Source organism: Nocardia altamirensis NBRC 108246 (assembly GCF_001612685.1).
Lineage (GTDB): Bacteria > Actinomycetota > Actinomycetes > Mycobacteriales > Mycobacteriaceae > Nocardia > Nocardia altamirensis.
This window is the reverse complement of record NZ_BDAY01000102.1, coordinates 1-22,975: the sequence shown is the minus strand read 5'-3', so window position 1 is coordinate 22,975 and position 22,975 is coordinate 1. Positions and strand designations below refer to the sequence as shown.

Sequence of the window (22,975 nt, the reverse complement as noted above, 5' to 3'; positions counted from 1 at the left end):
TGTCCAAGGGCATTCACCGGGGGGCCGACTGTTAGCCTTCGGACCGTGCGCCTTCGATCACTGCTGACCATGGCGGACCTGGGACTCGAGCTCGTCACCGGCGAGGAAGAGTTGGACCGGTTCGTGCGTTGGGTGGTGACCACGGACATGCTCGATCCCGGTCGCTACCTGTCCGGCGGTGAGCTGGTGCTCACCGGTATGCAGTGGCGCCACGATCCCGCCGACAGCGAGGTGTTCGTCCGGGCGCTGGCCCAGGCCGGGGTGGCGGGGATGGCCGCGGGCGACGCCCGATACGGTGGCGCACCGCCCGACGTGGTCGAGGCCTGTCGCAAGCATCGGATTCCCCTGTTCCGGGTGCCGGAGAACGTCGCGTTCGCCGCGGTCACCGAGCAGATCACCCGCAATCTGTCGACCGGGCGGGCGGCGGATCTCACCGCGATCCTCGATCGGCATCGCCAGCTCGTCTCGGGTGCCGGACTCGGGTCGGTGCTCGAGCTCATCGAACGCGATCTCGGCATGCGATGTTGGGTGGTCTCGTCCACCGGGCGGGTGGTCGCCGGGCCGACGACCCCGCCGCCGGTCGAGGTGACCCCCGCTTTCCTCAGCGCGCGCAGGCTGCCGCTGGCGTTCCTGGACGACAACGCCAGGTTCTCGCTGTTCGCGGTCGACGAGCATCGCACGTCACGGGCCGCCGACTGGTTCCTGGTTTTCGAAGGTGACTACACCGAATGGCCCGAGGAGCGGCGTGCGCTCGCCGGTGAGCTCGCCGCGGTGGTCTCGCTGGAACGCGCACGCCAAGACGATCGGCAGAGCGCCGAGGGTCGGCTCGCTCAGGAGCTCATCGAGCTGATCGTGTCGGATGCCAAACCGACAGAGATCATTTCGCGGCTCGAGCTGACCGGGCTCGGTCCCGCGGAAACCTATATCGCGGTCGCGGCGGCCGCCGACGACAGCCTGCGGCCCGGCGAGTTGCGCGTACTGCTTCGCGAAATCCTTTACGGCAGAAGGCCGGCCGCCGGCGTAGTCGACGGCGAGGCGATCGCGCTGATTCCGGCAGGGCCGGACAGCCCGGTGATCGACGAAATCAACCGTGCGGTCACCGCTTTGGAGCCGGGGTTGCGCGGCAGCCGACTATCCGTCGGCGTGAGCGGCGTCGTCGACGGTGAGGGATTGCGCGGCGCCGTCGAGGAGGCCCGCTACGCCCGCCGGATGGCCGCCGGTCGCCTGCAGCCCGCGAGCGTCGTCGGCCACGACGAGCTCGCCACCCATATGCTGCTGCTCGCCTCGGTCCCCGACGAGGTCCGGCGCATGTTCCGGCTGCGGCTGCTCGACCCGCTCACCACCTACGACCAGGACAACCGCGCCGACCTGGTGCACACCCTGGAAACATTCCTCGAGGTGTCCGGGTCGTGGACCAAATGCGCCGAGTTACTGCACGTCCACGTCAACACGCTGCGCTACCGGATCCAGCGCATCGAAGAACTCACCGGGCGCGACCTTTCCCGGCTCGAGGATCGCGTCGACTTCTTTCTCGCTCTCGCGCTGCGCTGATTCTCCCGCCGCGAGGAATCGCCTCGACTTTTCTACTCAATCGCCGAGTCTTGGTTCCCGACTCGACGATTGCCTCGACGTTTTCCTTGCCCTCGTGCCGCGCCGCACGCCGTCAGCGCGATGCGCGGCGCGCGGAACAAGGCGGGCAATAGGGTCGATCCGGGCATTGCCAGAGGCAAGGGCTAGCATGATCGGGCTGGTAACGGTGGATTTGCCGATCCCAAGGTGGTTCGATGACTAAAGCTGTTCCACGGCCGGTAGCACTGGGCGATGACGCTGCCCGGACACTGGCTAACGCAACGAAGACCGTCCCGCAGATGCAGTCGATCACCCCACGGTGGTTGGTGCATTTGCTGGATTGGGTTCCCGTCGAAGCCGGTATCTACCGGAGAAACCGGGTTACCCACGAGAACACCGTCGATATTCAGTGCGACAACTTCGACGAATCTCCACTTCCGGAGACGTTCATCGATTACGAGCGGGACCCGCGGGAGTACCGACTCAAGGCAGTGCACACGATTCTGGATGTGCACACCCGCGTCTCGGATCTGTATTCGAGCCCGCACGATCAGATTGCTCAGCAGTTGCGATTGACGATTGAGGCCATCAAGGAGCACCAAGAAGGCGAGCTGATCAACAGCCCCGACTACGGGCTCATCGCCAATGCCGTCAAGTCGCAACGGATCACGACGATCGCCGGGCCGCCCACGCCCGACGATATCGACAACCTGATCACCAAGGTGTGGAAGGAGCCGGGATTCATCCTGACTCATCCGCAGGGCATCGCTGCCTTCGGCAGGGAATGCACCCGGCGCGGTGTGCCGCCGCCGACCGTGAGCATGTTCGGATCCCAGTTCATCACGTGGCGTGGGATCCCGCTCGTTCCGTCGGACAAGGTTCCGCTGGAGCGTGGCAAGACCAAGTTCGTGTTGATCAGGACCGGCGAGGCACGCCAAGGCGTGGTCGGCCTGTATCAGCCGGGCCTGGCCGGTGAACAGGGCATGGGCCTTTCGGTGAAGTTCATGGGTATCGATCGCAGCGCGATCGCGTCGTATCTGGTGTCGCTGTACTGCTCGCTGGCGATCCTCACCGACGACGCAGTGGCGGTGCTCGACGGAGCCGAGGTGGGCAAGTTCCATGACTACGCACCGACCTACCGGAGCTGACATTCCGCGCCCAGCGGACGAGGGTGGCGCCGAGTGGATGCTGCCGGACGAGGCGACGCTGAATCGCCTTGCCGGTGAATTCTTCTCGGCGCTGCCGTCGGGGTCGGCGGGCTTGCCCGCCGCTCCGGTGGGCGTGAGTGTCGCGCAGCCGGACCTGCCGACGTCGCCGCCGAACGTGGGAGTCCCTTCTCCCTCGCACGCAGCGACATCGGCGGGCCCGCAGGAGGTTTCAGGGGCGGCGCCCCATCGGCCGGATGCGTCCGCGCCGATGCCGACAACAGCGGGAGCGCCGGGATTCGCGGCGGTGCCCGATGTTCGGACGATGGTGCCGTCGCCGGGGGTCACCGGGGTGTCCGGAACGCCGAGTGGCGGGAAGGGCGAGCCTACTGTTCCCGGACCGACACCGTCGGGCGCACAGGGCCTTTCGGGCGCCACCCCGCCCGGCGGTCCGACGCCGGAGCCGACCGTGCCGAGTTGGGGGCGTGAGGTCCCGATGGCCGAGGCGACGAGCGTGCCGACACAGCCCGATGGCGTGCACTACGACCCCTTCTTCACCACGCTGCCGTCACTGCGGGATGTGCTGTCGCCGTCACGGTTTCCCGAGGCAGCGGCACCGGCCGCGGGCGAGCCGAGCTTCTACTTCCTGAACTCGCCAGGCGCGGTGGCCTCCGGTCGGCGACCCGATGCGCATCCGCCGTTCGATGTGAACGCGGTGCGCAACGATTTCCCGATCCTGCGGGAGCGGGTCAACGGGCATCCGCTGGTGTGGTTCGACAACGCCGCGACAACGCAGAAGCCGCGCTCGGTGATCGAACGCCTCGCGCACTTCTACGAGCACGAGAACTCCAATATCCACCGCGCCGCACACGAATTGGCGGCACGGTCCACCGATGCCTATGAACAGGCCCGCAATACCGTGGCCCGGTTCATCGGTGCGTCGTCGCCCGAGGAGATCATCTTCGTCCGCGGCGCCACCGAAGGCATCAACCTGATCGCGCAGACCTGGGGCCGCAAGAACATTCGCGAAGGTGACGAGATCATCATCTCGCACCTGGAGCATCACGCGAACATCGTGCCCTGGCAGATGCTTGCCGGGGAGACGGGCGCGGTCCTGAAGGTCATCCCGGTCGACGACAACGGCGAGCTGCTGCTCGGCGAGTACACCAAGTTGCTCTCCGATCGCACGAAACTCGTCTCGGTGACCCAGGTTTCGAATGCGCTCGGCACCTTGACGCCGGTGCAGGAGATCGTCGCCGAGGCACAGCGCGCCGGTGCGGTCACGGTCATCGACGGGGCACAGTCGGTTCCGCACACCAGGATCGACGTGCGCTCGATCGGCGCCGACTTCTTCGTCTTCTCCGGTCACAAGCTGTTCGGCCCGACCGGAATCGGCGTCGTCTACGGAAAATCCGAGATACTGCAAGATGTTCCGCCGTGGCAGGGCGGCGGCAACATGATCAGCGATGTGACGCTGGAGCGGTCGATCTTCCAGCCGCCCCCTGGTCGATTCGAGGCAGGCACCGGCAATATCGCCGACGCGGTCGGCCTCGGCACCGCGATCGAATACATCGAGCACATCGGCATCGACAACATCGCACGCTACGAGCACGAACTGCTCGAGTACGCGACGCCGCTGGTGGCGAACGTGCCCGGTGTCCGGCTGGTCGGTACCGCCCCGAACAAAGCGAGCGTGCTGTCGTTCGTGATGGCCGGGTACGAGCCGATCGAGGTCGGAAAGGCGTTGAACGAGAAGGGCATCGCCGTCAGGGCCGGGCATCACTGCGCGCAGCCGATCCTGCGTCGCCTCGGCCTGGAGGCGACGGTGCGTCCGTCGTTCGCCTTCTACAACACCTGTGCGGAGATCGACCGCATGGTTGCCGTCCTCGAACAGCTTGCGGTGCGTACGCCGCGGTGAACTGAGCTCGGACCGGCGTCACCTCGGCTGTCGCGGCCGCACCGCAGCGTGCGGCGGCGACAACCGGGGTGCGCCAACGACTTCCAGCTCAGTACGCGGCGGCCCGGTCCGACCATGACGGGGTCAGTTCCTCGGCGAGCTGCCGAGGGAAGGACACCTTGGCCGGGTTGCCATCCGAGGTGTAGCGCTGATCGGGGTTCGCGGCCATACGGTCGAGCCAGTAGGTCGAGTCGAAGTCGACAGCTGTATTGCCGGAACGGATTCGGGGCACCGCCGCGGGATCGAGTCGCCCGTACGGTGACGGAGCAGGTTCGGCGCCGACGAGCATGACGGCGTCGAACGCATAGGACGTGCCGTCCCAGGCCCCCGCGCGGGCGAGGGCGCGCTCGCTCGGCGAGATACCGAGCGGCAACGCCATCGTGCGCACCCGTCCCGGCACTGCCGCGCTGATGGCCGCGACGTTCTCCGCCAATTCCTGTTGGACTCCGTCGGCATCGAGCTGTGCGAGATTCGCGTGCGTCGCAGTGTGGGCGCCGATTTCGTAACCGTGTGCGGCCAGCCATGGCAGGGCGCGCGCATCCGCACCGAAAGGATGGTCGTTGACATAAAACGTTGCCGTGGGGGCGAAGTCGGGGTGTTGGGCACGGAATTCCTCGAGTATCCCGATGGCGGTATCCGGCGCAGGCCTGCCGTCGTCGGTGAACGCGAGTTGGCTGAGGGTCGAATCGTCGAAAGTCAGGAGCACTGGATGCGTACCGGCAGGAATATCGATAGCACCGGAAATATAGGCGGCCGCGGTAATGGGGCGATATCGCTCGCGGTACAGCCGGTCGAGTTCGGCCCGAAACTTCTCGAGCGTCTGGTCGTATTCACTGACCGGTGTCTGCGAAAACTGGTGATACATCAGGACTGGCACCAGACCGAGCTCGTTCGCGCCGACCGCGGCGGGGTCGGGCACGGGGGCGGCCGAGGGCGTGACCGCCGCTTCCTTGCCGGCCTGCCCGGTGCCTGCCGGGCCGGATGGCGCCGATCCGCACGCGGCGACGGCCGCGAACGTCAAGGCCGACAACATAACTCGAACAACGTTTACCGCGTTCTTGGTCATCGGCCAAACGGTACGCGACTATGAACAACATCTTGATGAAGATTGCCGCGACGGCGCGCCGGAGACGGGATAGTAGAGCCATCTCCGAAGGAAAGTTGGCACGCGCGTTGCTGGATAGATTCCGCACTACAGGCCACCGGCGGTTGGCGGCAGTGGTAGTTACCGCAGTCTTATCAATTCTCGTCGCTTCTGTGACCATCAGCTCGGTCCAGGCCGAACCAGAGGGATTGACCGTCACCGGACTACCGGACGGCACGATCAGCGCGGCGACGCTGTCCGCCATGACATTACGAGTGGACGCCGAGGGGCACGACCCCGCCGACATCCGGCTGGAACTCGACGGCGAGCCCGTCGACGGCCGCGTCGACGGCGGCACCGTGGTCTATCGACCCGGATCACTACCCGACGGCGAGCACAAATTCACCGCCGAGATCCCGGTCGGCGGATTCTTCGGCTTCCTGCGCACCGGTCCCGGCGTATCCGAAGTCTTCACCGTTGACAACGAGGCGCCGACGCTGACCGTCACCCAGCCGCAGGCCGTGTCGTCCTACCGGCAGCCGGTCATGGTGCGCGGCACCGCAACCGGGGCCGACCGGGTGGCCATCGGCACGCAGTCGGTCACCCCCGCCGACGACGGATCGTTCGAGATCACCATGCCCCGCGCGCCGACAGGCGCCGAGATCGTCGCGATGGACGCGGCCGGAAACAAAGCCACCCAGGCGATCTCGGCCGCGATCGAGACACCGAAGATCAGTTCGGTGCATGTGACCGCGTACGGGTGGGCGCACGAGGGCCTGCGCGAGGACGTGCTGAACATGGTGCGTGACGGGCGGATCAACACCGTGCAGCTCGACATCAAGGACGAGGACGGCGTCGTCGGCTATGACTCGCAGGTGCCGCTCGCCCGGGAATCCGGTGCCGTCGAGCCCATTTACGACGCCCCGGCCACGCTGCGGCAGCTGCACGACATGGGCGTGCGCGTGGTTGGCCGGATCGTCGCGTTCCGCGATTCGACGATGGCCGAATGGGCGTGGAATTCCGGCCGCACCGACTGGGTCATCCAGAACCCGTACGGTCAGCCGTACGCAAGCAAGTACGGCGCGATCGCGTTCACCAACTTCGCGAATCCCGAGATGCGCAAGTACAACATCGATCTCGCGGTCGAGGCGGCGAAGCTCGGCTTCGACGGCATCATGTACGACTACATCCGCCGCCCGGACGGCGCGCTGTCGCAGATGGTGTTCCCCGGCGCCACTGAATCGCCGACCACGTCGATCGCCGAATTCCTCAGGGAGAGCCGCGATCCGGTGCGGGACGCGGGCGCCGACCTGAGTGCCGCGGTGTTCGGCGTTGCCGCGACAAGGCCGGACGAGATCGCGCAGGACATCCCGTTGATGTCCAAGTATGTCGACTACATCGCGCCGATGCTGTACCCGTCCCACTGGAATCCCGGGGAATACGGTGTCGCGAACCCGAATTCGCAGCCGTACGACATCGTGTTCCGCTCGCTGCAGGACTTCCGCAAGCAGACGCAGGGCACGAGCGCCAAGATCGTCCCGTGGTTACAGGACTTCAGTCTTGGTGTGAGCTACGGGTCCGGCGAGGTCACGGCTCAGATCGATGCGGCCAGAGACGCAGGGGTCGATGGTTTCTTCCTCTGGAGCCCAACGGTCACTTACCATCTCGCGGCTGGTTGACCGGTGCAGCGGCTCTTGTCGGTCGTGCTACAAGACCGACAGGAGCCGCCTGCGCACTGCCGCCATGAGATCCCGGTCCGCGTCATCCTGGGCGAAACTGGCCAGATCGACGTTGAGCCGACCGTCGAAACTACTGATCACCACCATGGTCGGCGGTACCGGCGGCATCTCGGGGGGCGCAACCAGCGGGTCGTAGTGGAACAGCGGCCAGAAGTCCTGCAGCTCGAGGGCGGCCGGATGGCGCAGGGCCGGGATCTTGCCCCAATTCGTGGTGAAGGCCGATGCGCGTGCCTGTTGAAACCCGGCCAGCGTCGCCTGTGCGGTCCCGACCCCGCCGAAGGCTGCGTGATGAATGCTGCGATCGGCAAGGTCCGCCGCCAGCCTGGCGCCGACCGCTCGCGCGATGTCCACGAGCTCGGTCGGTCCATCTCCGGGCTGGTATTGCCCGATCCCCAGAATGTTCGTGCCGTCCGTCAAGGCGGCCGGGGGAGAGATGCGTGAGCGCAGATCCACGGCAAAGGCATAGAAGATGTCGGACAGCGGCACGTCGCGAGTGTCCGAGAGGGCGAGCACGATCGCCGCGGAGACAAGACTGTTGATCGTCGTCCGTTCTCGGTGACCGAGGTCGACGAGCGCGCGGGTCTCGCCGTCGTCGAGTGCGCAACGCACGCTGGACAACACCGCGAGATAGGGACTGGCCACCGCCGCTGCACCGGTGAGGACGATAGGGGCAGTGGGTGATTCGGGCAACGGCGCTGCCTCGCCGTCGTCCGGGGCAATCGCGCGGTCGGCGAACATCGCCTCCAACGACTTCGGATACCCGCGTTGTTCCACCGTTGGCTCGGGGACACCTTCGACGAAGTCGGTGTACAGCGACCACAGATCCTTCAAGACCGCGAGCGAGTGATAACCGTCGGCGACGCTGTGGTGGGTGAGCAGCGTGATGTTCGCGCGTTCGCCCTCGCGGACGACATGCAACTCCGTCAGTGCCCGACCCGGATTCAACGACAGATCGTGCAATACCTCCTCGACCGGTCCGTTGAACACCTTGAACGCCGACGGCAACGACGACTCCCGCGAAATCGCGATTCCGTGTTCGTCGGCGACCAGATATGACCCGTGTACCGGGTGGAAACGGCGCAGGACGTCGAAGGCGTCAGACAACGCCACCACGTCCAACGCGCCGCGTACCCGCACCGAATAGCCGACCGACAATCCCGTGCCGACATGCGGCACCTCAGTCGGGGCCAGTGCCCGAATGGTGTTCGAAACTGTCACGACCGTGTCTCCTCGAGCTTCCGAACCGGCTCCTCGCGAGCCGATACGCCCAGGCTACGTTTGGACCGAACGGTCGTAAATATGAATGAGCAACATCACAGCTTCCGCTGTCAGCCGCCAAGCATGTCGAACACCTCCTCGGCGCGATCCCGGGCGCGATACATGTCCCACGCGGCGTCGGCGAGCCGATCAGGGTCGAGGGTGTGGCCCTCCACAGAGCCGAAGCGGGCAGGGTCGGCAGTCACCATCGCGTGGATATCACCGCGTTCGACGAGGCCACCGATCGTGAGAGTGCCTGCGTAGACACCACGTTCAGCGAGCGCGGCATTGAGCGTGATGGCGTAGTTGCGCAGCGCCGCCGAGGGCAGGGCCAGCTGGCCGAGCATCGGCATCGGACGGACACTGGAGAGACCACCGGCAAACAGCAGTGCGCCGCTGCTCCTTTCGAGCATGGCGGGCAGTACGGCCTGTACCGCGTCGACGGCAGGCCAGACCCACTCGAAGGCGGATTGCGCGGTGGTGAAATCCATTTCGGTGATGGGCACCGGATGTTGCTGTGGCCCAGGACCGTAGTAGGCGAGCTCGACCTCGCCGGCACGTGCGATCTCGTCCAGTACGGACCGCAGGCGGGTCCGGTCGGTGACATCGGCGACGTAGGCAGTGGCGTCGATATCTTGCGCGGCAAGGTCTTTCAGATAGTCGTCGTGGCGCGCCGAGCTGCGTGACAGCAAGGCGACTCGAAATCCTTCGCGGCCGAATCGCCGGGCCATGGACATGCCGAGGCCGGGTCCGACGCCGATGATCACGGCCGTTGGTGTGGTGGTCATGCGATCTCCTTCACAGAAATTGAGGGGCTCCTCATTTTCAGAAGATAGCACGAAACCGAGGAGCCCCTCGACTTTTGTAAGATGGTCAGCATGACCAAACCGTTGCGCCGCGACGCGGCCCGCAATCGCGAGAAGCTGTTGCGGGAGGCCGCCGGTGTATTCACCGAGCAGGGGCTCGATGGATCGCTGGAGGAGATCGCGCGCCGGGCCGGGGTCAGCATCGGCACGCTCTACAACCACTTCCCGCACCGGGACGCGCTGATCGACGCATTGCTGCCCGCCCGGCTGGCCGCGATGGACGACTTCGCCGCTCGCGCGGCCGCCGAGCCGGACGCGTGGGTGGCGCTGTGCGGGTTCATCGAGGAGTTGCTCGGACAGATGACCGCCGACCGCGGGCTGCTCGAGGCATTCACCGGCGATCATCCGGCCGCCGCCCAGGTCACGCAGGCATGCCATCGCGGCATGTCGAACCTGTCGGAACTCCTCCAGCGCGCCCGCCAGGCGGGCGCGCTGCGTGCCGACGCCACCGACGACGATGTGGTGCACCTGGTGTGGGCGCTGTCGCTGCTCGGCGAGACGACCGGCTCCCCCGCATGGCGTCGGAGTCTCGGCTTCGTGTTCGACGGTTTGCGTGCGCCGCACGCACCGAACCACTAGCGAGAGGAAGGAAGCCTGTGCCATATGCCAAGGCCGCCAACGGTGTTCGACTCACCTACCAGACGGCGGGCGCGGGCGTTCCGCTGGTGCTGCTCGCCGGGCAGGCGAACAATCACCATTGGTGGGACGGGATCCGGGAGGACTTCGAGGGCGGGTATCGCACCATCACCCTCGACTGGCGCGGCACCGGCGACAGCGACAAGCCCGACGAGCCGTACAGCACAGCAGGTTTCGCGGACGACGTGATCGCGGTGCTCGACGATCTCGGCGTCGACCAGGCCGCGGTGTACGGCACCTCGATGGGCGGGCGGGTCGCGCAGTGGCTGGCCGCGCGACACCCGGAGCGAGTGCGTGCGCTCGTGCTCGGCTGCACGTCGCCCGGCGGCAAGCACAGCATCGAACGCGGTCCGGACATCCGGCAATCGCTCATCCAACCCGATCCGGCCGCAGCGAGACAGGCACTGCTGGAACTGATGTACACGCCTGAATGGCTGGCGCGCACCACCGGCCCGTACAACACGCTCGGCGATCCGGCCATGCCCGCCTATGCCAAGCGCCGCCATCTGATGGCGAGCAACAAGCACGACGCGTGGGATGTGCTGCCGGACATCACCACTGCGACCCTGATCGTGCACGGCGCCGAGGACCGGTTCAATCCGGCCGCGAACGCTCCCCTGCTCGCCGAGCGCATCCCGCACGCCCGCATGCACCTGATCCCCGGTGCCCGCCACGCCTACTTCGACGAATTCCGTTCCGTCGCAGGACCACTCGTCCTGAGCTTCCTCGACGAGACAGCTGGGTAGCTCGCCGAGTTCGTGATGAATCGCCGCCGTACCAGACCAGCGTCCGCAGCGTAGGCGCAGCCAGTATCGTCGGACCCGGCCGAGAGCGACGACCCCGGCGCTACATCGCTACGTACCGAGACCACAGGCTCCAACCGAATCAAGGGAGAAGCTGTCGATGGGTGCGGTGGAACCGGAGACCCCCGACCGCTACGGGGCCTATCCGCGGTTGAGCGAGCCGCAGATTCGCATGCTCTGCCCGCACGGCGAGCAACACACGACCTCGGCAGGTGAAGTGCTGTATCGGCAGGGCGGTCGCGGCTACGACTTCACCGTCGTCCTCGCAGGCACCGTCGCAGTGCTCGAGGGAGACGGCGCCACCCAGCGGGTCATCAGCATCTTCGGCCCCGGGCGCTTCCTCGGCGACCTGAGCGTGCTGACCGGACAAGCCACATTCGTCTCCATCGTGGTCCAAGAGGCAGGCGAGGTGCTGATCGTGCCGGCCCGGACGCTTCGCGAATTGGTTTCGCGCGACACGACATTCGGAGATCTGGTGCTCGGTGCCTACCTGGTTCGGCGTGCGGTCATGGTCGGACACGGTGTCGGACTACAGATCATCGGCTCGAACTACGCACCGGACACCCGGCGGCTACGAGAATTCGCTACCCGCAACAACATCCCGCATCGCTGGCTCGACTTGGAAAAGGACGCTAGGGCCGAGGCGCTGCTCCGCGAACTCGGCATCCCGCCCGATCAGACACCGGTGGTGATCGGCGACCGAAACCTGGTCTTACGCAATCCGAGCACTGCCGAGCTCGCCAGAGCCATCGGACTCGACCTCACCACCGATTCGGATCGGCGCTACGACCTGGTCGTTGTCGGAGCGGGTCCGGCGGGACTCGGCGCCGCCGTCTACGGCGCCTCGGAAGGTCTGTCGACACTGGTACTCGACTCGATCGCGATCGGTGGCCAAGCGGGCACGTCTTCCAGAATCGAGAACTACCTCGGATTCCCGTCCGGCATCTCCGGCGCGGCACTCGCCGAACGAGCCGAACTGCAGGCCAGGAAGTTCGGCGCCGCCCTCACTCTCCCCGCCGAAGCCGCCGCGCTGGAAACCCGGTCCGGAGATTTCGTGGTGCGGATCTCCGACGGCACCGAAGTGACCAGCCGGGCGGTACTGATCGCCACCGGCGCTCGATACCGCAAGCTCGCCGTGCCGCGACTCGACGACTTCGAACCAACCAGCGTCTACTACGCCGCAACGCTCGTGGAGGCCGAGTCGTGCCGCGATGCACCGGTCATGGTGGTCGGCGGCGGCAACTCGGCCGGGCAGGCGGCAATGTTCCTGTCCCAGTACGCGACCGAGGTGCGGTTGGTGATCCGCGCAGGCGATCTAGCGGCGAGCATGTCTCGCTACCTGATCGCTCAGATCGAACAGACACCAGGGATCGAGGTCATGCCCAACACCGAGGTGCACGAGCTGCTCGGTGCGGCCACCCTCGAAGCAATCACAGTGCGCGACAACACAACCGGAACTACACACACCCTCGACACGCGTGCCCTGTTCGTCTTCATCGGCGCCGAACCATGCACCACATGGCTCGGCGACTGCGTCGCACTCGACGACCACGGCTTCATCCTGACCGGCGCCGATGCCGCCACCCCCGACTACCAACCCCTCCCACTGGAAACCAGCGTCCCCGGCATCTTCGCCGCAGGCGACGTCCGCAGCGGCTCCATCAAACGCGTGGCCTCCGCCGTCGGCGACGGCGCCATGGCCGTCTTCCTCCTCCACCAATACCTCGACCGCCCCGACAATCCCCCGGCCGGCGAATAGCATCGGACAAGTTGTCCGATCGAGACGATTCACACTGCGCCCCTACGCAAGTCGGCGTCGCACCGGCAGAATAGATGTCATGCCTCGACCACCGCGGCAACACATCGTGCATCTCTATCCTGAGGTCGCGGAGGCCGGGAGCCTGCAGGCCGCAATGCAAGCCGAGCTCGACCGCGCCGGATACCCGCTGACAGCAACGCTGACCAACTCTCCCGGCTGGTGGGATTGCGCAACCCGGGTCGGAGACAACCGCAGGCACGTGACAACCGTCGCTGGCAGCCAACAACGCTGGTTCATCATGGAATTCTGGGAGCGCGGCGTCTGCATGGCCTGCGGCAAAACTGCCGACTTGGCCGCCTCGGCGGGCGCGATCGGCCGCTGGCAGGCAGGGTCTCGCCTGCGCGAACTGCAGGCGGCGCGGCCGTTCATCCGGTTCGACGAACTCGCCGAAGCCTACGAACGGGGCGACCCCGTCGAAACCCAGTGGAAAATGTACCGCGAGGCACGGTCACCGTACATCGACCACGCCTTGATCGAGGCGGCTTATGCCCGGCCTCGGCTACGGATGCTGTTCCCCTACACCAGCCACGAGGAATTGCACCTGAGTCGTTGCACCCGGTTCCCTTTCACCCGCGACCTCCCTGCGGTCGTTCCCGTCAGGGGCGGGAGCTACCGGGTCATCTGGCCCGGACGCCAACTTGACATCGGACACACGCGCACACCATCAGAGGCCGTCGACCTCGTGGAGAACCATCTCCCCAACGACTGCCGACCAGCCGTCGACGCGACCGCGGCGGAACTCGACAGTCCTGATTCAACAGAAACGTCGAGTTGATCGAGTGAGATCCCGACGATGAAACCCAATTGAGGGCCATCGTCGAGGGCGTGGTGGCGGGGTGCCGGTAATTGTGGTGGAGGAAATCCCGGTGATCGGTGGGGTGGCGCGGCAGAATGTGGACCATGCGGACATTTGCCCGATTGTTGCAGGCTGTTCTTGCCGGGGTGCTGCTTGTGGTGGTCGGGCAGGGTGTCGCTGCCACTCCCGCGCAAAGCCAGTTGCCCGGGATCCAGTTGCCCGGGATCCAGTTGCCGTGGACGACTCCGGAGCCGGACGGCGTGCAGGCGACGGCGGCAGCGCTGGCGGAGGGCATCACCGGCACGGTGCTGTGGTCGCGGCAGGCGAACACCTCGGTGCCGATCGCCAGCATCACGAAGGTGATGACGGCGCTGGTCGTGGTCAACGCGGGCGACCTCGACCGCGCTATCACCGTCCCGCACGAAAGTGTCGCGTACTCCGCAAGGTACGGCGGCAGCGGCGCGGGCCTGGTCGGCGGTGAGGTACTCACCGCGCGCCAGCTGCTCTACGCGATGATGCTGCCGTCCGGCTGTGACGCCGCCCATGCGCTCGCCGAGGCGTACGGGCCGGGCCAGAACAACTTCATCGCCAAAATGAACGACACTGCGCGTCAAATGGGCTTGGCGGGAACACATTTCACCGACCCGAGCGGACTGCCGGTGCCGACCGACAACTCCACCTACTCCACGCCCGCCGACCTGGTGACCCTCGGCCTACGCGCGATGAACCACCCGGTGTTCCGTGACATCGTCGGCGAGGACAGCTATCACCTGCCCGCGGGCCCCGGGAACCGCGAACACCACTGGGCGACAACGAATCAGCTGCTGCACGACTACCCGGGCACCACCGGCATCAAAACCGGATACACCGACGCCGCAGGAACCTGCCTGCTGTTCCATACGGTCAGGGCCGGAATCCCGTTGATCGGCGTGGTGCTGCACAGCTCACCCCACGGCGCCGTCGCCGCGACGAATGACGCCGAGCGGATGCTGAACTGGGTCTATCACCCGATCCTGAGCGCGCTACCGATCGGTTAGCCAGCGACGAGTTCGTAGGTGAGGTAGGCGAGTTCGGTACCGATGGTTCGACTTTCGCGCAGGCGCATCTGCGCGATGACTCGCTTCGAGAACAGCGTGCTCCCCCGTTTCGGGCTACCGCGATCGCTCCCCGTCCGGGATCGCCTCGACGAACAAGGCGATCCCGGACCGGTTGCTACACGTGAACCGCGGTGATCGCGTCCGCCGTCTCCGGGTTCTTCGGCTTCGTGCGCGGCAGGAACGCCGCAGGAACCAAGGTCAGCACGGTCAGCACCACTGCCACGACATAGGTGTTGCTGAATGCTGATGCCGCCTGCTGCAATCCGATCTCCAGCACACCGGGCGGCAGCTGCTTCGCGAACTCCGGGTTGGCGTTCGCCACGATCGCGGGCTTGGCGAACTCGCGGTTGTTCAGCAGGTTGGTGAGCACCACGGAGATCATCGCGGTGCCGATCGAACCCGCGGTCTGGTTGACGATGTTCATCAACGTCGAACCGCGGGCGACCTGCGCGTGCTTCAGCGTCTGGATCGCCGCCGTCATGATCGGCATCATCGTGCAGCCCATGCCGAGGCCCATCACGAACAGCGCCGCGCACATCAGCGGGTAGGAGGTGTCCACCGTCAGCTGCGTGAAGAACATGGTGCTGACGGCGATCAGCACGATGCCGACCAGCACGATCTTGCCTGGACCGATCTTGTCGACCAGCCTGCCTGCGATCGGCATGGTGAGCATCGCGCCCAAACCCTGTGGCACCAGCAGCAATCCGGCCGCCAGCGCCGACTCGCCACGCACCTGCTGCAGGTAGGTCGGCAGCAGCAGCGCGCCGCCGAAGAACGCGATGGCGAACAGCACCATGGTCAGGGTCGCGAAGGTCAGTGCCCGGTTGCGGAACAGCCGCAGATCGATGAGCGGGTGTTCGGTGCGCAGCGCGTGGAAGACGAACGCGACCATGAGCACGATGCCGATGATCGCGGGCAGCAACACCTTTGTCGCGGCGATCGTGCCCTCACCCGGGATCGAGGAGACGCCGTAGAGGAACAACGCCAGACCCGGTGAGGCGAGCAGCATCCCGAGGAAGTCGAACGACTCCGACGGCTCCGGCTTGTCCGCAGGCAGCACAACGAACGCGAAGATCAGCGCGATGGCGCCGATCGGCACGTTGATCAAAAAGATGTATTCCCAGCGGAATTCGATCAGCCAGCCGCCGAGGATCGGGCCGCCGATGGGGCCGAGCAGCATGGGAACGCCGAGTACCGCCATCACCCGACCGACCCGCTGCGGACCCGCCGCGTGCGTCATGATCGTCATACCGAGCGGCATCAGCATGCCGCCGCCGATGCCCTGGATCACCCGGAACACGATGAGCGACTCGATGTTCCATGCGGTGGCGCACAGGGCCGAGCCGAGGACGAAGAAGATCAGCGCGGCAATGTAGAGCCGTTTGGTGCCGAACCGATCCGCCGCCCAGCCGGTGAGCGGGATGACGGTGGCCAGCGCCAGCGTGTAGCCGGTGATGGTCCACGCCGCGATGGCGTAGCTGGTGTCGAATTCTTGTTGGAAGGTGGGCAGGGCGATATTCACGACCGTGATGTCGAGAATCGACATGATCGCGCCCAGCACGACCACGCCCGCTACCTTGAAGACCGCCGCGTCTAGTTTGTCGTCGGTCGGATCAGGCTGCACTGCCTGGCTATCCGGAGGTTGGGTCACCGCTTCAGCGTTCCATCTCGCGGGCTCCAACACCAGTGAATTGACCTGTCAATTATGGGAAGCACGCAAACGCAGCCAGGGCCGACGCGGTGGCAGCGTCGGTCGCTGGCAGCAGTGGCAGGCGCACCGCCGGGCTCGGGATCCGGCCCTGCGCCGCCAGGACGGCCTTGATGACGGTGGGGTTGGGTTCGGCGAACAACGCCGAGGACAGTCCAGCGAGGCGATGGCCGAGGTCACGTGCCTCGTCGAGCTTGCCGTCCCGCCACGCGGTGACCAGGGCGCTGAACGGCGCGGCGGCGACGTTCGCGGAGGCGAGGATGCCGCCCGCCGCGCCGAGGGCGAGCAGCGGTGCGATGTAGATGTCGTCGCCCGCCAGCACCGCGAAATCGGGTGGGCAGGTGCGCATCAGTTCGATGGTGGTGTCGTCGATGCTGCCGACGGCGTGTTTGACGCCGATGATGTTCGGCTCGTCGGCGAGTTGACGCAGGGTGTCGGCGGACAGGGTGCGGCCGGTGCGGTAGGGAATGTTGTAGATGACCAGCGGCACCGGGCTCGTCGCCGCGAGACTGCGGAAGTGCGCGAGCACGCCCGCTTCGGACGGTCGGGTGTAGTACGGGACGACCGTGAGTGCGGCGGTGACCTGCGGGCCGAGTGCCGCGACCGCGTCGAGCGAGGCCGCCGTCGAGTTGGTTCCCGCGCCGACGATCAAGGCGGCGTTGCGTTCTGCGCAGACCTGGGCGCAGATCTCGACGACCTGTGCGCGCTCGGCCGCGGTGAGCGTCGCGGCTTCGGCGGTGGTGCCGAGCGCGACCAGGCCGGTCGCGCCGCCGTCCAATGACGACTCGGCCAGCTCGACCAGCGCGTCGGTCGCTAGTGCGCCGTCGGCGGTGAACGGCGTGACGAGGGGAACGAAAAGGCCTGTGAGCGTCATGGGTTCGAGCTTGAGCCAGTTGAAGCTTCAGGTCTAGTTCACATTTCTTCAGCCGAGCATAAGGTGAGCTGATGCTCGATATTCGAAAGTTGCGGCTGCTGCGCGAGTTGGCGCATCGCGAGACCATCGCGGCGGTCGCCGACGCACTCGCCTACACGCCGTCGGCGGTATCTCAGCAGCTCACCGCGCTGGAGCGGGAAGCAGGCGTGCCGCTGCTCGAGCGGACCGGTCGGCGGGTGGCGCTCACGCCTGCGGCGCGGACGCTCGTCACGCACGCCGAGACGATTCTCGCGGTGCTCGAGCAGGCCGCCAGCGAGTTGGCTACCGCGCGTACCGAACTCACCGGGACGCTACGAATCGGCGCGTTTCCCACCGCGGTACACACGATTCTCTCGCCCGCGCTTGTCACGTTGAGCCGGGAGCATCCTCGGCTCGAGTTGATGGTGACCGAGCTGGATCCGGCGACTGTGCCCGCCGCGCTGCGTGCGGGGACGTTGGATGTGGCCCTGATGCACGAATACGACTATGTGCCGGTCGAACCGGATGACGCGCTCGACACCGAGCCGTTGCTCGAAGAGACCATCTATCTGGCCGCGTTGACTGCCGAGCCGTTGGCCGCGCATCGCGAAACATCCTGGATCGCAGGGATTCCCGACACGCTGTGCCACACGATGACCGTACGCGCCTGTCAGGCCGCCGGATTCATGCCGCGAATCCGCCATCATGCCGACGACTTCGGCACCGTGCTCGCGCTCGTCGCGGCCGGGCAAGGGGTGGCGCTCGTGCCCGAGCTCGGTGCGCTGAGCTGCCCGCCCGAGGTCACGCTCACCGCGCTGCCGACGCGGCGACGGACGCACCTGGCGTATCGGCGCGGCACCGGAAACCATCCCGCCGTGCGAGCCGCCCGCGTTGCCTTGGTCGCCGCGGTCGCCGGTAGCACGAATGATGGTGCGGGAAAGCAACTGTCGTGACTAGGGTGGCGGTGGTGAACGAGTTGGATCATCTCGTGTTGGCGACGCCGGACCTGCCCGCCACGGTGGCCATGGTGACGCGAGCGCTCGGGGTCTCGCCGGTCGAGGGCGGGCGACACGTCGGCCGCGGTACCCGCAATTTTCTGCTCGGCCTCGGCGCCGGTGGCTATCTGGAGATCATCGGGGTCGACGCCGATCAGCCTGCGCCGCGGGCACCTCGGCCGTTCCTGGTCGACTATGTGACAGAACCGCGGCTGGTGACCTGGGCGGTGCGGGTCAGCGATATCGACGCGACCGTTGCCGAGGCACGCACCGTCGGGTACGACCCCGGGTCGATTGCCGACATGTCCAGGCAGGCGCCCGATGGTCAGACGCTGAGTTGGCGGCTGACCGGATCGCGCGATGTGGTGCCGTTCCTCATCGACTGGGGGTCGACCGCGCATCCCTCGGAAAGCCTGCCGCAGGTGCGGTTGCGAACGCTCGACGCTGTGCATCCGGATCCGGTGGCGACGATTGCCCGGCTGCGGGCGCTGTGGGTCGAACTCGGGGTGCGGCCTGGCATTCGGCCGGGATTGATCGCCGTGCTCGACGGACCACACGGCAGCCTCACCCTGCTTTGAGCGCACGCGAGTGCATAGTCGGGGCGACCGGATATCTTCCTAAATTGTCTCAGACACTTTAATCTTGGGTGACCCACGAAAGGGACACCGATGTCAGCCGCCTTGCCGCACGCACCCGCCCGCGCCCTCAACAACCTCGTCACCCAGGGCTGGAACCAGCTCGCCCGCGTGTACAACAGTCCCGTCTTGCAGCGGGTCGCCTACCAGCCGCCGCAGGACGAGATCATCGAACAGCTGCGGATCGCGGGCATTCGACGGATCGCCGATGTCGGTTGCGGCACAGGGATTCTCGCCTCGCGTATCCAGCAAGAGCTGGCACCCGATCTCATCTACGGCTGCGACGCTTCCGTCGGCATGCTGCGACAGGCCCAGGCTCGCTCGGACCAGGTGCGCTGGATCAACCGGCAAGCCGAGAACCTCGGACTCGACGACGGAGCGGTCGACGCGGTCGTCTCGACCCACGCGTTCCACTTCTTCGACCATGCGCCCGCACTCACCGAATTCCATCGAATCCTCTCCCCCGGTGGGCTTCTCGCGATCGTGCTGAACAACCCGCGCAGTCGATTCGCACGATTGCTGCAACCGACGATGGTGCAGGGCCTCGCCTACTTCCCGCCGCCCGACGAGATGCGGACACTCGTAGAAGCCGCAGGCTTCCGCATCACCGAGCAACGCCCGGTGCGCAGGCCGATCCCCGACCAGCTCGTGCCCGACATCCTGACCGTCGCTCGGCGCGGATAACCGTTATGCCGCAACCGGTCCCGTCGCAGCGTCTCGGGGCACGCGTCGAACGCCTGCCCGCGCCCATCCCTGCCGCCTGGGCCTGGCGCATCCGCTTCCACACTCGCGTGGAGACACAGATCAGCCGAATTCAACGGCGGCACTACCACTTCCGCGACACCGTCGCCTGGCCGACGCTGCGGCGGCTCGGCATCGACGACCGCCTGCTCGACACCGCCCACATGCGGCACACCGCGATATTCGACCCGATCTATGACGCCGCGCGCACCGCGCACTGGTACATCTGATCTCGACCGACGAACAGTCACCCGATCTCGGCAGCGAGCTGTCGCCGCCCCCAGGTAATCTTTCGACCGGACGCGCTGCCCAAGCCCCCGCCAGCCGACCAACTTGACGAGTATTTCGGTCGAATGGGAAGGGGCAGGTCGTTGGATCAGTCTGTTGATGTTTCGGACGCCGCACGCGGAGAAGGCGGCGACACCGCAGGGGCGGACATCGGCATAGTCGGGGCCACCGTCGAGGGCGTGCTCGGCGCGGGCAGCCCGCAAACCGCAGGAACATTCCGTTTCTGGCTCGCGGATCAGCGCTGGGAATGGTCCGACGAAGTCGCGCTCATCCACGGCTACCAACCCGGAACCGTACGGCCGACCACCGAACTCCTGCTCTCGCACAAACATCCAGATGACCGCGAACAAGTCGCGAACACCATTGCTCGCACCGTCGAGACCGGCGAACCGTTCTGCAGCAGGCACCGCATCCTCGACACCGCGGGCCGCGTACGGCACATCCTCGTCGTCGGCGACGACATGCTCGACGGCAACGGCGCCGTGATCGGCACCACCGGCTACTACGTCGACATCACCGAGACGCTCGCCGAAGACCGCAGACTCACCCTCGACGGCGCACTCCCCGAGCTGTACAACTCGCGCGCCGCCATCGAACAGGCCAAAGGCGCGGTCATGCTGGTCTACGGGATCAGTGAAGAGCAGGCGTTCCGGGTGCTCATCTGGCGCTCCCAAGAGACTGGCGTCAAACTGCGCGCGCTCGCCACCCAGCTCGTCGCCGAAATCGCCACCATGGACGCGCCGATGGTCGAACTGCGCACCCGCTTCGACCACCTGCTGCTGACCGTGCACGAACGGCTGTGAGCTCAGCGCGGACGATGATTGTTCAAGATCTGGCTCGTGTCGATGGTGCGGTCGACCACCGCACGAGCCAGCTCGTGCAACCGCCCCCGGGTGCGCCGGGCATACCCGCGCAACGCCTCGAACGCCGCCTCCGGATCAAGATCACCCTGCGCGGCGAGGACCCCTTTCGCCTGCTCGATCACAATCCGGCTCTGCAGCGCCGACTGCAACTGACCGTTGACCGCCCTGTGGTCGGCGAGCAGCCTGGCCTGCACGATCGCGATACTCGCGATATCGGCCAACGCCTGCCCGACCAGCAGGTCGTCCTCGCTCAAATGCTCCTCGCCGGAACTGAACAGATTCAGCGCGCCAACCCGATCCCTGCGCAACCGCAGCGGCAACGCGTACACCGACCGAAACCCCTCCACCAAAGCCTGCTTCGCGAACAGTGGCCAACGCGCCTCCGCAACCGCCAAATCCTCGACAATTACCGACCCACTGGTCTCATACGCCTGCACACACGGCCCGTCCTGCACCTGGATCTGCAACAACTCCAACCACCGGGTCGCCTCACTCGTCGAAGCCAACACCCGCAACGCGCCGTCCTGGCCCGCCAACAACACCGCCCCGGTATCGACCGGCAGCAGATCCACCGCCCGATCCAGTAGCTCCTGGACGACGTCCAGCGGGTCGTACTCGTCCACCAGCGAATCCGCCACCTGGACAAACGCCGCAACCAGTCGCCGCTCCCGACTCATACCGCTCCCTCCGTCCACCGGGCCACCCCGGCAATTCCCGTAGTTGCGGTAATGCCCCCACTGCCCGCCACCAACCAGTCACCCACGTCACCCCCTTGCCACAACCCATGCGGCGGACCACATTTCACCCCCGCGCCACGCCGTTTACCAGGCGATTCGCTGCCTTGGGCTTCGCTGAGGTAATCTCTTCGAGCGCCCGAAACCGGGCGCACCACGGGCTGTGGCGCAGCTTGGTAGCGCACCTGACTGGGGGTCAGGTGGTCGCAGGTTCAAATCCTGTCAGCCCGACACAGAGAAACCCCTCCTGACCTCGGTCGGAGGGGTTTCGTCGTTACTTGATGATCCGGAGCTTGGGACCATTTGGGGACCAATCGGCCTGACCCATACGAGCCAGCCGCTCGAGGTAGCCTGAGGACCGGTGACAGGCGTCGTTAACCGCGACACCTATTGGACAAGCGTGTGGTCAGTCCAGTGTGACGATCAGGCGGTCCAGGCCACGAATGAGGATGCTCGCCCGCCATCTCCCCGACGGTTCAGCCAGCCTGATTCCGGGAAAGCGGGTGAGCAGTTGCTCGATCGCGATGGTTCCCTCCATTCGCGCCAGCCCTGCACCCAGACACTGGTGAATGCCGCCACCGAACGCGAGATGACCGCGCGCTTCACGACCGAGGTCGAAGACATCGGCCTCGGCGAACCGCTTTTCATCTCGATCAGCGGCCGCCAAGGCGATGAGCACGACTTCGCCACGGCCGATCACGTGAGATCCGACTGGTATGTCCTCAGCCGCGTAGCGCAGAGTCGCAACATTGACCGGTCCATTGTGTCGGGCAGCGTCTCTTCCACTAGGCGCTCGGGAGATTCCAGAGCACGGCGTGCGGACACAGTGCCGTCGGCGATGGCAAGTGCGACGTTGGCGACGAGGTTGACCGTGATCTCGTGGCAGGCCACCAGGATCAAGAACACCGTCGACACCAGCTCGACGTCCGAGAGTCGTTCTCCTGCACTATCTGCGGCGATCAAGGCTGAGATCAAACATCGGGCGCTTCGAAGACGCGTCGACGAACTCGCGGATCGCTGCTGCCATCTCCTGCAGCGAGCACGGCTCACCACCCGGCGCCGCCGCCAAACCCCGACAGGTGTCACCTCAAGCGTGTTCCGAAACACGCACCACCGCAACTGCTTGCCCCCAAGGATCAGGTTCTACCCGGGTTGCACCTCGCGGAGGCTAGCTCGGCCGGATAAGCCGTTCGGCTTCGGCCCACTGCTGAAACATCGGCCGTTTCGTGGCTAGGACATGTTCAAGGCTCAGGTATCCGTCGGGGCGAAGGACGCATGCGTCTGCCACGCCGAACTCACCGACAAGATCAACGGCCAGCGAATAGCACAACTGCACAAGGGTTCGCCCGTC

Annotated in this window: 22 protein-coding genes and 1 tRNA gene; 15 read left to right on the top strand and 8 right to left on the bottom strand. The window is 66.1% G+C overall.

What is annotated here, in order from left to right; all coding sequences use genetic code 11:
- Nucleotides 1-45: 45 nt before the first annotated feature.
- The 3 genes from NA11_RS38630 to NA11_RS38620 all read left to right on the top strand — a co-directional run bounded on the left by NA11_RS38630 (nucleotide 46) and on the right by NA11_RS38620 (nucleotide 4,632).
- Nucleotides 46-1,551 carry a PucR family transcriptional regulator gene (locus NA11_RS38630; protein WP_069167050.1) on the top strand — a complete coding sequence of 502 codons (1,506 nt, stop codon included), beginning with the start codon at nucleotides 46-48 and terminating at the stop codon, nucleotides 1,549-1,551.
- Between the two features lie 233 nt (nucleotides 1,552-1,784).
- Nucleotides 1,785-2,717 carry a family 2A encapsulin nanocompartment shell protein gene (locus NA11_RS38625; RefSeq protein WP_069167049.1) on the top strand — a complete coding sequence of 311 codons (933 nt, stop codon included), beginning with the start codon at nucleotides 1,785-1,787 and terminating at the stop codon, nucleotides 2,715-2,717.
- The gene (locus tag NA11_RS38620) at nucleotides 2,689-4,632 is read left to right on the top strand and encodes a family 2A encapsulin nanocompartment cargo protein cysteine desulfurase (protein ID WP_084655454.1); all 1,944 of its coding nucleotides are present in this window, start codon (nucleotides 2,689-2,691) and stop codon (nucleotides 4,630-4,632) included. Before NA11_RS38625 ends, NA11_RS38620 begins: the two co-directional genes overlap by 29 nt.
- 88 nt (nucleotides 4,633-4,720) lie before the next feature.
- Here NA11_RS38620 and NA11_RS38615 read toward each other — a convergent pair whose 3' ends face one another.
- The gene (locus tag NA11_RS38615; RefSeq protein WP_245746521.1) at nucleotides 4,721-5,737 is read right to left on the bottom strand and encodes a polysaccharide deacetylase family protein; all 1,017 of its coding nucleotides are present in this window, start codon (nucleotides 5,735-5,737) and stop codon (nucleotides 4,721-4,723) included.
- 20 nt (nucleotides 5,738-5,757) lie between these two features.
- Between NA11_RS38615 and NA11_RS38610 the strand changes: the two genes are divergently transcribed.
- Entirely contained in the window at nucleotides 5,758-7,434 is a 1,677-nt protein-coding gene (locus tag NA11_RS38610) for a putative glycoside hydrolase (RefSeq protein WP_245746520.1), read from the top strand.
- A gap of 27 nt (nucleotides 7,435-7,461) precedes the next feature.
- Here the strand turns inward: NA11_RS38610 and NA11_RS38605 are convergent, their stop codons facing one another.
- The gene (locus NA11_RS38605; protein ID WP_141718086.1) at nucleotides 7,462-8,712 is read right to left on the bottom strand and encodes a phthiocerol/phthiodiolone dimycocerosyl transferase family protein; all 1,251 of its coding nucleotides are present in this window, start codon (nucleotides 8,710-8,712) and stop codon (nucleotides 7,462-7,464) included.
- 110 nt (nucleotides 8,713-8,822) lie between these two features.
- On the bottom strand, nucleotides 8,823-9,539 hold the full coding sequence (locus NA11_RS38600; protein ID WP_069167044.1) for an SDR family NAD(P)-dependent oxidoreductase: 717 nt from the start codon (nucleotides 9,537-9,539) through the stop codon (nucleotides 8,823-8,825).
- Between the two features lie 90 nt (nucleotides 9,540-9,629).
- Here NA11_RS38600 and NA11_RS38595 point away from each other — a divergent pair, with 90 nt between their 5' ends.
- The 5 genes from NA11_RS38595 to NA11_RS38575 all read left to right on the top strand — a co-directional run bounded on the left by NA11_RS38595 (nucleotide 9,630) and on the right by NA11_RS38575 (nucleotide 14,708).
- On the top strand, nucleotides 9,630-10,196 hold the full coding sequence (locus tag NA11_RS38595) for a TetR/AcrR family transcriptional regulator (RefSeq protein WP_069167069.1): 567 nt from the start codon (nucleotides 9,630-9,632) through the stop codon (nucleotides 10,194-10,196).
- Nucleotides 10,197-10,213: 17 nt separating this feature from the next.
- Nucleotides 10,214-10,999, top strand: a complete 786-nt coding sequence (locus NA11_RS38590) for an alpha/beta fold hydrolase (protein ID WP_069167043.1) — start codon at nucleotides 10,214-10,216, stop codon at nucleotides 10,997-10,999.
- A 157-nt stretch (nucleotides 11,000-11,156) separates the two neighbouring features.
- Nucleotides 11,157-12,815, top strand: a complete 1,659-nt coding sequence (locus NA11_RS38585; protein WP_069167042.1) for an FAD-dependent oxidoreductase — start codon at nucleotides 11,157-11,159, stop codon at nucleotides 12,813-12,815.
- 79 nt (nucleotides 12,816-12,894) lie between these two features.
- Nucleotides 12,895-13,650 carry a DUF6193 family natural product biosynthesis protein gene (locus NA11_RS44380; protein ID WP_141718085.1) on the top strand — a complete coding sequence of 252 codons (756 nt, stop codon included), beginning with the start codon at nucleotides 12,895-12,897 and terminating at the stop codon, nucleotides 13,648-13,650.
- Between the two features lie 125 nt (nucleotides 13,651-13,775).
- Nucleotides 13,776-14,708 (top strand): D-alanyl-D-alanine carboxypeptidase family protein, encoded by a 933-nt coding sequence (locus tag NA11_RS38575; protein ID WP_069167067.1) that lies wholly within the window; start codon nucleotides 13,776-13,778, stop codon nucleotides 14,706-14,708.
- 175 nt (nucleotides 14,709-14,883) lie between these two features.
- Here the strand turns inward: NA11_RS38575 and NA11_RS38570 are convergent, their stop codons facing one another.
- Together NA11_RS38570 and dapA are read right to left on the bottom strand one after the other, a co-directional pair.
- Nucleotides 14,884-16,419 (bottom strand): DHA2 family efflux MFS transporter permease subunit, encoded by a 1,536-nt coding sequence (locus tag NA11_RS38570; RefSeq protein WP_084655455.1) that lies wholly within the window; start codon nucleotides 16,417-16,419, stop codon nucleotides 14,884-14,886.
- A gap of 52 nt (nucleotides 16,420-16,471) precedes the next feature.
- The gene (gene dapA, locus NA11_RS38565; RefSeq protein WP_069167040.1) at nucleotides 16,472-17,350 is read right to left on the bottom strand and encodes a 4-hydroxy-tetrahydrodipicolinate synthase; all 879 of its coding nucleotides are present in this window, start codon (nucleotides 17,348-17,350) and stop codon (nucleotides 16,472-16,474) included.
- Between the two features lie 71 nt (nucleotides 17,351-17,421).
- On the opposite strand from dapA, the gene NA11_RS38560 reads away from it, so the two are divergent.
- The 5 genes from NA11_RS38560 (at nucleotide 17,422) to NA11_RS38540 (ending at nucleotide 20,830) form a co-directional block, all read left to right on the top strand.
- Complete coding sequence (locus NA11_RS38560) at nucleotides 17,422-18,321, top strand: LysR family transcriptional regulator (RefSeq protein ID WP_069167039.1); 900 nt, start codon at nucleotides 17,422-17,424, stop codon at nucleotides 18,319-18,321.
- A 14-nt stretch (nucleotides 18,322-18,335) separates the two neighbouring features.
- Nucleotides 18,336-18,941: a VOC family protein gene (locus NA11_RS38555; RefSeq protein ID WP_069167066.1), complete on the top strand. Its 606-nt coding sequence runs from the start codon at nucleotides 18,336-18,338 to the stop codon at nucleotides 18,939-18,941.
- 90 nt (nucleotides 18,942-19,031) lie between these two features.
- The gene (locus tag NA11_RS38550; protein WP_069167038.1) at nucleotides 19,032-19,682 is read left to right on the top strand and encodes a class I SAM-dependent methyltransferase; all 651 of its coding nucleotides are present in this window, start codon (nucleotides 19,032-19,034) and stop codon (nucleotides 19,680-19,682) included.
- A gap of 5 nt (nucleotides 19,683-19,687) precedes the next feature.
- Nucleotides 19,688-19,969: a hypothetical protein gene (locus NA11_RS38545; protein ID WP_069167037.1), complete on the top strand. Its 282-nt coding sequence runs from the start codon at nucleotides 19,688-19,690 to the stop codon at nucleotides 19,967-19,969.
- Between the two features lie 141 nt (nucleotides 19,970-20,110).
- Nucleotides 20,111-20,830 carry a PAS and ANTAR domain-containing protein gene (locus tag NA11_RS38540; RefSeq protein WP_245746519.1) on the top strand — a complete coding sequence of 240 codons (720 nt, stop codon included), beginning with the start codon at nucleotides 20,111-20,113 and terminating at the stop codon, nucleotides 20,828-20,830.
- Nucleotides 20,831-20,832: 2 nt separating this feature from the next.
- Here the strand turns inward: NA11_RS38540 and NA11_RS38535 are convergent, their stop codons facing one another.
- Nucleotides 20,833-21,567 carry a GAF and ANTAR domain-containing protein gene (locus tag NA11_RS38535; protein WP_069167036.1) on the bottom strand — a complete coding sequence of 245 codons (735 nt, stop codon included), beginning with the start codon at nucleotides 21,565-21,567 and terminating at the stop codon, nucleotides 20,833-20,835.
- Between the two features lie 214 nt (nucleotides 21,568-21,781).
- On the opposite strand from NA11_RS38535, the gene NA11_RS38530 reads away from it, so the two are divergent.
- A tRNA-Pro gene (locus NA11_RS38530) sits at nucleotides 21,782-21,855 on the top strand.
- 175 nt (nucleotides 21,856-22,030) lie between these two features.
- Here NA11_RS38530 and NA11_RS46910 read toward each other — a convergent pair.
- Together NA11_RS46910 and NA11_RS46905 are read right to left on the bottom strand one after the other, a co-directional pair.
- Nucleotides 22,031-22,324 (bottom strand): cytochrome P450, encoded by a 294-nt coding sequence (locus tag NA11_RS46910; RefSeq protein ID WP_069167035.1) that lies wholly within the window; start codon nucleotides 22,322-22,324, stop codon nucleotides 22,031-22,033.
- Nucleotides 22,321-22,587, bottom strand: a complete 267-nt coding sequence (locus NA11_RS46905) for a hypothetical protein (RefSeq protein ID WP_069167034.1) — start codon at nucleotides 22,585-22,587, stop codon at nucleotides 22,321-22,323. The genes NA11_RS46910 and NA11_RS46905 overlap by 4 nt, the downstream gene beginning before the upstream one ends.
- Between the last annotated feature and the right edge of the window lie 388 nt (nucleotides 22,588-22,975).

Bases quoted from the DNA above. Each gene is read 5' to 3' on its own strand.
- NA11_RS38625 (WP_069167049.1), top strand. From the start codon at position 1,785: ATGACTAAAGCTGTTCCACGGCCGGTAGCACTGGGCGATGACGCTGCC.
- NA11_RS38620 (WP_084655454.1), top strand. From the start codon at position 2,689: ATGACTACGCACCGACCTACCGGAGCTGACATTCCGCGCCCAGCGGAC.
- NA11_RS38615 (WP_245746521.1), bottom strand. From the start codon at position 5,737: ATGACCAAGAACGCGGTAAACGTTGTTCGAGTTATGTTGTCGGCCTTG.
- NA11_RS38610 (WP_245746520.1), top strand. From the start codon at position 5,758: ATGAACAACATCTTGATGAAGATTGCCGCGACGGCGCGCCGGAGACGG.
- NA11_RS38600 (WP_069167044.1), bottom strand. From the start codon at position 9,539: ATGACCACCACACCAACGGCCGTGATCATCGGCGTCGGACCCGGCCTC.
- NA11_RS38595 (WP_069167069.1), top strand. From the start codon at position 9,630: ATGACCAAACCGTTGCGCCGCGACGCGGCCCGCAATCGCGAGAAGCTG.
- NA11_RS38585 (WP_069167042.1), top strand. From the start codon at position 11,157: ATGGGTGCGGTGGAACCGGAGACCCCCGACCGCTACGGGGCCTATCCG.
- NA11_RS44380 (WP_141718085.1), top strand. From the start codon at position 12,895: ATGCCTCGACCACCGCGGCAACACATCGTGCATCTCTATCCTGAGGTC.
- NA11_RS38575 (WP_069167067.1), top strand. From the start codon at position 13,776: ATGCGGACATTTGCCCGATTGTTGCAGGCTGTTCTTGCCGGGGTGCTG.
- dapA (WP_069167040.1), bottom strand. From the start codon at position 17,350: ATGACGCTCACAGGCCTTTTCGTTCCCCTCGTCACGCCGTTCACCGCC.
- NA11_RS38560 (WP_069167039.1), top strand. From the start codon at position 17,422: ATGCTCGATATTCGAAAGTTGCGGCTGCTGCGCGAGTTGGCGCATCGC.
- NA11_RS38550 (WP_069167038.1), top strand. From the start codon at position 19,032: ATGTCAGCCGCCTTGCCGCACGCACCCGCCCGCGCCCTCAACAACCTC.
- NA11_RS38545 (WP_069167037.1), top strand. From the start codon at position 19,688: ATGCCGCAACCGGTCCCGTCGCAGCGTCTCGGGGCACGCGTCGAACGC.
- NA11_RS38535 (WP_069167036.1), bottom strand. From the start codon at position 21,567: ATGAGTCGGGAGCGGCGACTGGTTGCGGCGTTTGTCCAGGTGGCGGAT.